Origin of the sequence: Flavobacterium fructosi (assembly GCF_042787335.1) — a bacterium.
GTDB classification, from domain to species: Bacteria; Bacteroidota; Bacteroidia; order Flavobacteriales; family Flavobacteriaceae; genus Flavobacterium; species Flavobacterium fructosi.
In genome coordinates this window covers 1-12336 of record NZ_JBHZQA010000004.1, presented here as the reverse complement: position 1 = coordinate 12336, position 12336 = coordinate 1, and the positions used below count along the sequence as shown (strand labels likewise).

The window sequence follows — 12336 nt, the reverse complement described above, 5'->3', positions numbered from 1 at the left end:
CATTAAATTTCAACTTTCGTTAAGAAAAGATTTTAAATTATTGATAATTCATTATTTTAATTTAAAATTGAATTTTTGATAATAAAAAGTAGCGAAGCTCTTTATTTAGTAATAATAATTTTTGAAAAAGCTACATCTGTTATATTTTTTTTAATTCTCGGCTTTAATTCCTAAATTTGCGTATAAAAAATAAAAATACCAAGAAAATACTTCTATTATGAATATTTATAAGGATTACATTCAAGAGATTGAAGAACGAAAAGGTCAGGGGCTTCACCCAAAACCAATTGATGGTGGCGAATTGTTAAGCGAAATCATTGCGCAAATTAGAGATTTAAATAATGAGTACAGAGCAGATGCTCTTAACTTTTTTATTTACAATGTTGTTCCAGGAACTACTCCTGCTGCTACTGTAAAAGCTAATTTTTTAAAAGAAATTGTTCTAGGTCAATCAATAGTTGCCGAAATCACGCCTGCTTTTGCTTTAGAGTTATTGTCGCATATGAAAGGTGGAACTTCTATAACCGTTTTACTTGATTTGGCTTTAGGTGATGCTGCTGCTATTGCAAAAGATGCTGCGGAAGTTTTAAAGACACAAGTTTTTCTCTATGAAGCAGATACAGATCGTTTAGAAGCTGCTTTCAAAAGCGGAAGCGGAATAGCGACAGCAATTCTAGAGAGCTATGCTAACGCTGAGTTCTTTACTAAATTACCAGAAATAGCAGAAGAAATTAAGATAGTTACTTTTATTGCTGGAGAAGGAGATATATCAACTGATTTACTTTCTCCAGGTAACCAAGCGCATTCAAGATCAGACCGTGAATTACATGGTAAATGTTTGATTTCTCCTGAAGCACAAGAGGAAATCAAAACACTACAAGCACAACATCTTGACAAAAGCGTGATGTTGATTGCTGAAAAAGGTACTATGGGTGTAGGTTCATCAAGAATGTCAGGTGTAAACAACGTGGCTCTTTGGACTGGTAAACAAGCAAGTCCTTATGTTCCATTTGTTAATTTTGCTCCAATTGTTGCAGGAACAAATGGTATATCTCCGATTTTCCTAACAACTGTTGATGTTACTGGAGGGATTGGTCTTGATCTTAAAAACTGGGTAAAAAAATTAGATGAAAACGGTACAGTTCTTCGTAATGAAAGCGGTGACCCTATTCTAGAGGAGGTATATTCTGTTGCTACTGGTACTGTTTTTACAATCAACACAAAGACAAAAAAACTTTATAATGGCGACAAAGAACTGATAGATATTTCTAAGGCATTCACGCCTCAGAAAATTGAATTTATAAAAGCAGGTGGGTCTTACGCTATTGTATTTGGAAAAAAACTTCAAACATTTGCATCAAAGACTCTAGGTATTGATATCGTACCTGTATTTGCTCCGTCAAAAGAGGTTTCTATTGAAGGACAAGGTCTGACGGCTGTAGAAAAAATATTTAATAGAAATGCGGTTGGTTCAACTCCGGGTAAAGTTTTACACGCTGGTTCAGATGTTCGTGTAGAAGTTAATATCGTAGGTTCGCAAGACACAACTGGTCTTATGACTTCACAGGAGTTGGAGTCTATGGCTGCTACGGTGATTTCTCCGATCGTTGACGGTGCTTACCAATCGGGTTGTCACACCGCTTCGGTGTGGGATAGTAAATCTAAGGCAAATATTCCTAGATTGATGAAATTCATGAATGACTTCGGTTTGATAACAGCTCGTGACCCGAAGGGTGTTTATCATGCAATGACTGATGTAATTCATAAAGTATTGAATGATATTACTGTAAACGAGTGGGCTATCATCATCGGTGGGGATTCTCATACAAGAATGTCTAAAGGCGTCGCTTTTGGTGCTGATTCAGGAACAGTTGCTCTTGCATTGGCTACTGGTGAAGCTTCAATGCCGATTCCTGAATCTGTGAAAGTAACATTCAAAGGAGAGATGAAAGGATATATGGATTTCCGAGATGTGGTTCATGCTACGCAGTCTCAGATGCTGAAGACTTTTGGTGGAGAAAATGTATTTCAAGGAAGAATTATTGAGGTTCACCTTGGAACTCTTAATGCAGATCAAGCATTTACGTTTACGGACTGGACTGCAGAAATGAAGGCAAAAGCTTCTATATGTATTTCTGAAGATTATACCTTGATTGAATCTTTAGAGATTGCGAAAGGTAGAATTCAGATCATGATTGACAAGGGCATGGACAACAAAAATCAAGTTCTTAAAGGATTGATTGCTATTGCTGATAAGAGAATCGCTGAGATTATTTCAGGTGAGAAACCAGCATTAAGACCAGATGCAAACGCTAAGTATTACGCTGAAGTTGTTGTAGATCTTGATCAGATTGCAGAACCAATGATTGCTGACCCTGATGTAAATAATGCGGATGTTTCCAAAAGATATACGCACGATACCATCAGACCTCTTTCTTTCTATGGAGGAGTTAAAAAAGTAGATCTTGGATTTATAGGTTCTTGTATGGTTCACAAGGGAGATATGAAAATCCTTGCGCATATGCTAAAGAATATTGATGAGCAAGAAGGTAAGGTAGAGTTCAAAGCGCCGCTAGTTGTAGCTCCTCCTACTTATAATATTGTTGATGAATTAAAAGCAGAAGGTGACTGGGAAATTTTACAAAAATACTCTGGTTTCGAATTTGACGATAATGTCCCTAAAGCTGCCGCCCGTACTTCGTATGAGAATATGCTATATTTAGAGCGTCCAGGTTGTAATCTTTGTATGGGTAACCAAGAAAAAGCGGCCAAAGGAGATACTGTAATGGCAACATCTACTCGTCTTTTCCAAGGAAGAGTTGTAGAAGATACGGAAGGTAAAAAAGGAGAATCTTTACTTTCATCTACACCGGTTGTGGTATTAGCTACAATTCTTGGTAGAACTCCAACACTAGAAGAATATAAAACTGCTGTAGAAGGTATTAATCTCACCAAGTTTGCGCCTTCTCATAAGTTATTAGTTAAATAATTCACATTATTAGTTAATTATAATTTAAAAGCATGAGTCTAAGGACTCGTGCTTTTTTTATACTCTATTTTTTTGTATCTTGTATGTTTAAAATAAAATAGTAACAATTATATATAAATCTTATGGCTTTTGATATTGAAATGATTGAAAAAGTGTACGCAAATATGACATCTCGTGTGGACAAAGCACGGGAGATTGTTGGTCGTCCACTGACTTTAACGGAGAAAATTTTATATAGTCACCTTTGGGATGGAACTCCATCTAAAGCATTTGTAAGAGGTGCTGATTATGTTGATTTTGCTCCAGACAGAGTCGCTTGTCAGGATGCAACGGCTCAAATGGCACTATTACAATTTATGCACGCCGGAAAGAAAACAGTTGCTGTTCCAACAACGGTTCACTGTGATCATTTGATTTTGGCTAAAAATGGAGCTGAATTTGATTTAGCGGCAGCCAACACACAATCAAAAGAAGTTTTTGATTTTCTTTCTTCAGTATCGGATAAATACGGAATTGGTTTCTGGAAACCAGGTTCAGGAATTATTCACCAAATCGTTTTAGAGAACTATGCATTCCCTGGAGGTTTAATGATTGGTACGGATTCACATACTGTAAATGCAGGTGGATTGGGGATGTTAGCTATTGGTGTTGGTGGAGCTGATGCAGTTGATGTAATGTCAGGAATGTTATGGGAATTAAAATTCCCAAAATTAATAGGTGTAAAATTAACGGGAAAACTTTCTGGTTGGACTGCACCAAAAGATGTTATCCTTAAAGTAGCTGATATTCTTACTGTAAAAGGTGGAACAGGAGCAATTGTTGAATATTTTGGAGAAGGAGCTACTTCAATGTCGTGTACTGGAAAAGGAACTATTTGTAATATGGGTGCCGAAATTGGTGCTACCACATCTACATTTGGTTATGACGAGTCCATGAGAAGATACCTTTCTGCAACAGGTCGTCAAGACGTGGTTGATGCTGCCGATAAAGTGGCTTCTTATCTAACTGCTGACCCAGAAGTTTACGCGAACCCAGAAACTTATTTTGATCAAGTAATCGAAATCAACCTATCTGAATTAGAGCCACACATCAATGGTCCTTTTACTCCAGATAGAGGAACTCCAGTTTCTAAAATGAAAGAAGAAGCTGCTGCAAATGGATGGCCAATTAAGGTAGAATGGGGATTAATCGGTTCTTGTACGAACTCTTCTTACGAAGATATGGCTCGTGCTGCGTCTATCGTTAATCAAGCCGTTGAATTGGGGATCAGTCCAAAAGCGGAATTTGGTATCAACCCAGGTTCGGAACAAATAAGATATACAATCGAAAGAGACGGAATCATCGCTACTTTCGAAAAAATGGGAACCAAAGTATTTACAAATGCTTGTGGACCATGTATCGGACAATGGGATAGAGTAGGTGCTGATAAAGGAGAAAAAAACACAATCGTTCACTCTTTTAATCGCAACTTCTCTAAACGTGCAGATGGTAACCCAAACACGCACGCATTCGTCACTTCTCCAGAAATGGTTGCTGCTTTAGCAATTGCGGGTCGTTTGGATTTCAATCCTATAACGGATACTTTAATCAACGATAACGGTGAAGAAGTAAGATTGAGTGCTCCTTATGGTGATGAATTGCCTAAAAAAGGATTTGCAGTTGAAGATGCAGGATTTCAAGCACCAGCTGCTGATGGGTCAAGAGTTCAAATCGTTGTAAGCGAAACGTCAGATCGCTTGCAGTTATTAGCGCCATTCCAACCTTGGGACGGTAAAAATATCTCAGGAGCTAAATTATTGATTAAAGCTTTCGGAAAATGTACTACGGATCATATCTCTATGGCAGGTCCATGGTTGCGTTTCCGTGGTCACTTAGATAATATCTCTAACAATATGTTGATCGGAGCTGTCAATGCGTTCACAGATAAAACCAATTCGGTTAAAAATCAATTAACAGGTACTTATGATGCAGTTCCTGCAGTTGCACGTGCTTATAAAGCGGCTGGAGTTCCATCTATTGTTGTGGGAGATCACAATTATGGTGAAGGTTCCTCACGTGAGCATGCAGCTATGGAACCTCGTTTCTTAGGTGTTAAAGCGGTATTGGTAAAATCATTTGCTCGTATCCACGAAACAAACCTCAAAAAACAGGGTCTTTTAGGATTGACATTTGCTAACGAAGCTGATTACGATAAAATCCTGGAAGATGATACCATCAACTTCACAGATTTAGTAGATTTTGCCCCAGGAAAACCATTAACGATAGAATTCGTTCACGCTGATGGAACCAAAGATCTTATCTTGGCAAACCATACCTATAACGAAGGACAAATTGGTTGGTTCAAAGCTGGTTCAGCGTTAAACTTAATTGCTGCTGCCAGTAACGCATAAGTAGGTAGTCAATGACTAGTTTAAAGTGGTCCGTTTAAAATAGTGTTTAGTAATTTAGTTTTCAGTAATTCAAGACTGCGACTGATTACTGAACACTTTTTTTATACTTATTCTAATTTTTTTTAGGAGCGATTTCCTGCTGACCGTTTCAAGCTTTTTCGTAAAATCGCTTTTTTCCAAGACAAAAAATGAGCTTCCGCTCGTCGCTTTTTTTTCTCAGGAAAAAATGCGATTTCAATTCAAAAGGCTTTCCACTTCCATCAGGGCTAGAACTAAAAATCTAGATTTTTCTTAAATTTCACCATTTTCCGTTAAAGCTAGAAATGGAGTTTTTTTATGAAAAATGAAATTTTTTGTTCCAAATTACCCTAAAAAATGCTGAAAAAAGCGAGTTTTGTTTTTTTAACACGTTAAAATCAAAAAAACTTATGGTTTTTTTGATTAAATCAGTTATATTAGCCTTTCTGAAATATCAAATTTGGGAGGAATTATTTTTTTGATTACTAGTAGGAATCGAACCTTCTTTTTAATTTTTTATTTTAAGCGCAACAATACATTAGGATTGTACTGCGTTACTGTTTAGGTTGCTTTTGCAATCTGAACAGAAATCACAAGTTTTTAAATTGTACGTATTACGCCCTCTTTTTAATAAAAGAGATAAGGTCTTTTTATGTTTTTTTAAGCAAATGATTTAAGCAAGAAACCATAGCGAGATTTAATAATTATATCCTGAAATCGCTATGCAGAATAAAATGGGGTAAGTAATTTGAAAAAAATAAATATGAGTTTAAGATTAGTTGTAACATTGTTTTTATTTAATAGTATTGTTCTTTTTTCACAGGAAAAAATCAAGAAACATACCATCGTAAAAGGGGAAACTGTTTCGAGTATTGCAGAAAAATACGAGGTTAAAGCCAGTGAAATTTATAAGTTGAATCCAAAAGCCAAGAATCTGCTAAAACTCAACTCGGTTCTGTTAATTCCTACAACTGCTGAAAAAAACAACAATACCAAAGCTAAAATTGCAACAAATTATTCCGAAAAAGAGCATGAAGTACTCGCCAAAGAAACACTTTACGGAATAGCAAAAGAATACGGAATCACTCTGAAAGAATTAAACCAAGCCAATCCAACATTAGAAACTTCAGGATTAAAAATTGGTCAAAAGATTACAATTCCCGGTAACGCAAAATCAAATACAGAAATAGCAGTTACCTCTCAATCCAAAAAGACTACGCAAAAAATTCCTGTAGGAACGGTATTTAAAACTGAAACTACAAATTCAAGTTCAGAATTCACTATAATAGAAGTTTTACCAAAAGAATCCAAATATTCAATAACAAGAAAATATGGAATTACCATTAAGGAATTCGATAAAATCAATCCTACACTTGGTGTTAAATCTCTTAGAGTGGGGCAGAAAATAAATATTCCGGTTACTGCGAATCTAAAAGTTGAAATTGCACCGGTGCTTGAAGAAAGTAAAGAGTCCAAGTTTCTGCTTGAACCGATAAAAGAAACAAAAGCAGAATTAGTGGTTTTAACAGCGACAACTGAAACTTTGGGAAACACAGCCGAAAATAGTGTTAGGGAGGTTTTGCCAAAAGAAACAAAATACGGAATTGCAAAGCAATACGGAATAACAGTTCAGGAATTGGAAAGGCAAAATCCAGAGATAAAAAATAATCTTCCCGTAGGTTATCTATTAAATATAAAATCAGGAAGTTCCGCTCGACAAAACGTTGCACTTATATCTGTTGAAAAAAAGGAAAAACAAGTAGAAATAATCACTGAAGATATCGAAGAGGATAGTGATTTTGAACCCAGAGGGAGTAGTGAATTTAAAAGTTTTTTAAAACCAGCTTCTAATCCTAATTTTTTGGATGAATTAATAGAAACGGCTTCTGCTAATATTGGAACCAGATATCAAATTGGAGGTTCCTCAAAGTCCGGGTTTGATTGCTCTGGTTTAATGTGTAATACATTCGGAGCTTTCGATATTAAATTACCAAGAACTTCCATAGAACAATCCCGTTTAGGCACTGTTGTCACGCCAGAAGACGCCCAAAAGGGTGATTTAATCTTCTTTAGAACAAATGGAAGAAGCCGTATCAACCATGTTGGAATGGTGGTTGAAGTATGCGACGGAGACATAAAATTCATTCATGCCTCTGTAGGTGGTGGCGTAGTAATTTCGTCGGTCAAAGAGAAATACTACGAAAAAAAATTAACTCAAATCAATCGCGTTTTACAATAACCACATTTTTTTAAAAAATAGTGTAATCTTTATAATGGAAACTCTTCAGGTAACTGGGCAGTTTTTTGGTTTTATCGATTCATATCTGTACAGAGAACACACAGCCAGGCTATTTGCAAGTTTTCTTAGGATGTAAATTTAGATCAAAGTAGAACTGAAATCTATGATACAAAGATGCGTAACTAACGCGAAATAAAGGTTACATTATTTAAAAGAAAAGTTTCATCTTTCACAGTTTTTATTAAAAAAAGGTAAAAAATATTAGATTGACTATTTAATCCAATGTCACACCATTGACTTCAATCCAATATCCATCTGGATCCTGAAAATAAATTTGTTTAATACCATCAGCGCGAACGTTAATTTTATGAAGTTCTCCTGGCCAGTCAGAATAAGTAATATTTCGTTTGACTAGTACTTGTATAAGCGAATCAAAATTAGCAGTTTTAAAGGCAAGATGTACCGCTTTATTTATTGTAACGGGTTCTTTAATAGTAGAAACGAGATGCAACTCTTTGCCATCTCCCAAAGAAACCCAACGAATTCCTTCTTTTCTGGTGAGGTTTGTGATTTCATGGAGTTTTAAAACGGTTGTATAAAAATCAATGGATTGATCCAAATCTTTTACAGAAAGTGCCACGTGATCCATCTTCAAAGAAAATGATTCCTGTGCCCACAGCGATCCGGTAAATACAATGGCAAGTAGGAGGAAGGTTGTTTTTTTCATTGGTAAACTAATTTTAATTTTATTAAAAGTTAAAAGTACATAATAATTCTTGATATATTTTTTGGTATTTTAATTTTAAGAAAGGTAAAAAAAAAATGCTACACTCTAATGAAAGAATCTAGTATTTTGAAGGAGAATTGTTGTTTTATTTTTTAACAATTTTATCGGTAAATAAAACTTTATTTTTGGCACTTAATACATAGATATAAACGCATCCTATAAGGTTACTTACGTTGATTTTAATCGCATTTTCAGTTGATGTCCCGCGAATTTCAATAGGTGATCCAACTAACATTCCAAAGACATCATATAGTTTCAATACCATCTGTTTTAGTACAGCTGTTTTTATAGTAATAATAACTAAATCAGTTGCAGGGTAAGGGGAAGCCACGACCGAAAGAAGCGGAATTGCGGTTGGCATTTTGCATAATATAGAATTAATGTAAATTAGTCTTTTGCAACATAAAAAAAATACTATTTCTAAACAGTCAGAATATATTTTGCAATCTTTGAACTCTAAAAAATAAAAGGTATTATGAGTAAGACAAAACTAACAATCAATCGCAACGGATCTATAAAAATAGAAGGCGATTTCGAAATAACTGACTGCGAAGGAAAAACATACGGATTAGAAGGAAGAACTTCTTTGGGTCTTTGTCGTTGTGGATTATCAGCCAATAAACCTTTTTGTGATGGTTCCCACCGCAATGGTTTTGAGCATGAATCAGCAGCATTTGACTTGCCGCCAGTGAAAACGAAGTAATATCGTTTTCTAATTCAATTAGATAGGAAAAGCTAAATCGTTACGGATTTAGCTTTTCCTATTTTGGGTCTGTATGTTACTGCATAAAAATCGCCTAATTATTTATAAAACACTGTTGTAAGTCCTGCAATAATTCTTCACTTTGTTTCACTGTTTTCTTGTAATATTTAGCTACCCACCTGGAGTAAAACAACAAAAATAAATATGCAAAACTAAAAGAGTAAATCCAAAAATATTTGATGCATGTAATATCTCTGCCGTCAAAAAATTTGGACATCAAAATAAGTATTGACACCAGAAGTAAGTAGCTTAAAACGGCATTTATTTTCTGCAATTTGAAAAATTGCAATTTTTGAGTAGCAAATATTTTCAGCGTTGCAGCGTAAGGTCTGTTTACATCTTCGGGAATGGTTAATTGTCGAAGACTTAAAATACTAAGGATAGAAAGTGTCACTAATAAAAAAATGGAAACAATACCCGCACCTTGCAAAAATGTAGTGTCTAATTTGTAGAAATTTATACCGATGAAGAGCACACTTATTAAACAAATGATTACGCCAATAATCTCGGGATAAGCTATTTTTTTAATTTTAGAATTGTATTTTTTTTGTGTCATTTGCGCAATCATTTTAGTTGTTAAATGCTGTTGTTGCTCTGCTGTATTGTTTGTATTATCCCAAGTGTTTTTTAACTCGTCTAATTCCATGGTTACTGTTTTTTGAAAATTTGTGTCTTTAATTTTTCTTTAATACGTGAAAGCTTTGTTCCGACATTGCTGGATGATATTCCAATAATTTCGGCAATTTCATCGTAACTTTTATTGTCTAAATAAAGCATTACGATTCCCTTGTCAAGTAAATTTAGATTGTCAATTTGCTGTCTGAATACTTGCCATTTCTCTTGCGTTTTGCTATTGTCATTTTCATGACAATTTAAAACCTGACCGTCTATCGGAACGATCAAAACTCTTTTTTTTGATACTTTGAGATGATAAATGGCAACATTCAAAGCAACACGATACATCCAAGTACTCAAACTTGACTTATGATTAAAAGAGTCAAATGATTTCCAAAGTTGGTAAATGATTTCCTGAACTAAATCATTTTTGTCATCTGTGTTATTGGTATAAACAGACGCAATTTTGAAAATGAAGCCTTCATTTTCTTTTATTGCTGCTATAAATGTTTCTTTTTTATCCACTAATAATTTACGATTATGTTTCCGATACTTGATTAGTGTACTACGTTATCAAAAAATCACACTTTGAAGAAAAGAAAATTTACTGGTTCTGTTTTTTTTGAAAAAACTCCGCCAGTTAATATCGTTTTCAATTTTCGCACGATTGCTGATCTATCACGGTTGTGGGTATAACCTGAAGGTGGTTAAAGATATTAAAAGATGCCAACAGCGAGCTCTGCCCAAATGAGAAGGAGAATCGCCAGTATAATCATGATAAAGACAATTCGAACTGGCGTTTTCATTACTTTCCGGATTACAAGATCAAGCAACAGACTTGTAACTAGTAGCAAGACACCAGCGGAAATAAAATCGGATAAAGTCCAATTCACTTCCTCTGTAAACTGCATGGCGATTAACGGGATAAGCAATAGGAGTGCTATTACGAGTACAATAATGACAAGTCTTTTATTCTGGATAATCATAAATTTTTTTATTAATTCTAGATTTAACTGCAATTAACTATAATCAAAGGTAGCATAAAAAAAACGACTACAAAACATAGCCTTTTGTTGTCGTTGCTTTTGGTTGTGGGCGCAAAGTCGGCAGGCATCGTGCAGCATAATCGATCGCGTTGCAAACGTTGCTATTGTGTACTAAATTAAAATTGATACTCGGTGAAAACGAGAGGCAGTGGGAGCAGCACTTGGAAGCGTCAAAAGCTGAAACTTTTGCAGGAAAGACTCAAAGTAAAAGTTCTGAAAAAAGTAGAAAAGAAGCCCTTTTTACCCAAGTGTCCTTGTTGTAAAACAGGCAATTTATACCGATTAGCAGTTTTTGACCAGCGCGGTCCGCCTGCTTGGTATCTTGGCGGTGGCCAAAACGCCATTCCCTATAAAAATTAATTTTATGGATAAGGGCGCGTATGCTCCAAAGTGAATAAAAACACTCAAAAAACCAAGGTTAAAATTACTCAAAAAAAAAGAGGACTAAATCCTCCTTAAATTCTCTCTCAAAACTTTACGATAACTCCATAGTGTTGACGGCAGGTACTCGGTTCCGTTCAACACGAGTTTCATTGTTCGCGCTACGCACGCAACGAAACTCTAGCTGTTAGCAGTAGGTTTTATTCTCATATTGTTGTCAATATTTGGTTATTCTTTTTTGCCAATTTATATTCTTCTTTCATAGTTGATGTCATTCCAGAACCAAAATAAACACCAGTCGGTTTAATAAAACCGTCATAAATAATATGGTCATTAAATGGCAATAGAGTGGTCTTTACGAGAACTGGAAAACGATCAAAAAATTGGTCAAAACTGTCACTTAATGCTTTTACTGCATAAAATCTATTGTCTTTTGTGTCAATAAAAACAGCGTTATTGGTTAAGCATTTAAAGATAACAAAGTCACTAGAAATTGTCTTTTTAAAACCTGTCAAAATTGAAATTTGTTCGGTTGTCAACTTGTCAAAATTTTCCGCGATATAGTCATCTAATAATTTTTTGTTGTCGAGTAAAAAGTCCCGACACTTTAATTTTATTGAAAAGTTTAAGTCAACAAATACATTAAAAATTATGTCGTCAGCAATGATTTTACTTTTGTGTCCAACGTAAAACAAAAGTTCAAGATGTGTCCTTAAAAATGCTTTGTATTCTATGTCTGTTAATGTCATATTCTATCGTTTTTAAACTTACTGCTAACAGGCGCGCGCTTGGCGAAGGCTTGGGAGTTTTCTCCAAGCGTGAGTTAGGCGAAGTGCGCGCCTGTTAGGTAAGATGCGTGCGCGCATTTTGCCTAACGTCCCGCTACTACAGCGGGTTTGGGACTAAATTAAGCCCTATTTTCGGATTTGCCAAATCTTCCAAATACAAAACCATCTTTCCATTAAGCCAATTGCCCAAATCCGTTGTAGTAGCTGTTGAACTAAACCTTCGGTAGCACTTACCGAGATTTTGTACCTTACGAAGATAATTAAAATTCGTAAATTATGACTACAAAAAAAAGCATCCCGATGCGTTAAGAGAAAACAAA

General features: G+C 35.2%; 9 protein-coding genes and 1 pseudogene. 5 read left to right on the top strand and 5 right to left on the bottom strand.

Translation table 11 applies throughout. From position 1 onward, the window contains the following. The first annotated feature begins 217 nt into the window (after positions 1–217). The 3 genes from ACFX5D_RS07770 to ACFX5D_RS07760 all read left to right on the top strand — a co-directional run bounded on the left by ACFX5D_RS07770 (position 218) and on the right by ACFX5D_RS07760 (position 7636). Positions 218–2989 carry a bifunctional aconitate hydratase 2/2-methylisocitrate dehydratase gene (locus tag ACFX5D_RS07770; RefSeq protein ID WP_379857679.1) on the top strand — a complete coding sequence of 924 codons (2772 nt, stop codon included), beginning with the start codon at positions 218–220 and terminating at the stop codon, positions 2987–2989. Between the two features lie 122 nt (positions 2990–3111). Beyond that, the gene (locus tag ACFX5D_RS07765; RefSeq protein ID WP_379857678.1) at positions 3112–5379 is read left to right on the top strand and encodes an aconitate hydratase; all 2268 of its coding nucleotides are present in this window, start codon (positions 3112–3114) and stop codon (positions 5377–5379) included. A 781-nt stretch (positions 5380–6160) separates the two neighbouring features. Continuing rightward, the gene (locus tag ACFX5D_RS07760) at positions 6161–7636 is read left to right on the top strand and encodes a LysM peptidoglycan-binding domain-containing protein (RefSeq protein WP_379857677.1); all 1476 of its coding nucleotides are present in this window, start codon (positions 6161–6163) and stop codon (positions 7634–7636) included. 274 nt (positions 7637–7910) lie between these two features. On the opposite strand, the gene ACFX5D_RS07755 is transcribed toward ACFX5D_RS07760, so the two are convergent. Next, on the bottom strand, positions 7911–8363 hold the full coding sequence (locus ACFX5D_RS07755) for a VOC family protein (protein ID WP_379857676.1): 453 nt from the start codon (positions 8361–8363) through the stop codon (positions 7911–7913). A 145-nt stretch (positions 8364–8508) separates the two neighbouring features. After that, entirely contained in the window at positions 8509–8784 is a 276-nt protein-coding gene (locus tag ACFX5D_RS07750; RefSeq protein ID WP_379857675.1) for a T9SS type A sorting domain-containing protein, read from the bottom strand. Positions 8785–8898: 114 nt separating this feature from the next. Here ACFX5D_RS07750 and ACFX5D_RS07745 point away from each other — a divergent pair, with 114 nt between their 5' ends. Further along, on the top strand, positions 8899–9126 hold the full coding sequence (locus ACFX5D_RS07745) for a CDGSH iron-sulfur domain-containing protein (protein WP_379852078.1): 228 nt from the start codon (positions 8899–8901) through the stop codon (positions 9124–9126). Positions 9127–9220: 94 nt separating this feature from the next. Here the strand turns inward: ACFX5D_RS07745 and ACFX5D_RS07740 are convergent, their stop codons facing one another. Then, positions 9221–9832 (bottom strand): hypothetical protein, encoded by a 612-nt coding sequence (locus ACFX5D_RS07740; RefSeq protein WP_379857674.1) that lies wholly within the window; start codon positions 9830–9832, stop codon positions 9221–9223. A 2-nt stretch (positions 9833–9834) separates the two neighbouring features. Next, a complete protein-coding gene (locus ACFX5D_RS07735) occupies positions 9835–10326 on the bottom strand; it encodes a sigma-70 family RNA polymerase sigma factor (RefSeq protein ID WP_379857673.1) in 492 nt (163 codons plus the stop codon). Between the two features lie 653 nt (positions 10327–10979). Here ACFX5D_RS07735 and ACFX5D_RS07730 point away from each other — a divergent pair. After that, positions 10980–11207, top strand: a pseudogene (locus ACFX5D_RS07730) (IS91 family transposase); the annotation flags it as partial. A gap of 227 nt (positions 11208–11434) precedes the next feature. On the opposite strand, the gene ACFX5D_RS07725 reads toward ACFX5D_RS07730, so the two are convergent. Then, positions 11435–11977 (bottom strand): hypothetical protein, encoded by a 543-nt coding sequence (locus ACFX5D_RS07725; protein ID WP_379857671.1) that lies wholly within the window; start codon positions 11975–11977, stop codon positions 11435–11437. Positions 11978–12336 lie beyond the last annotated feature (359 nt).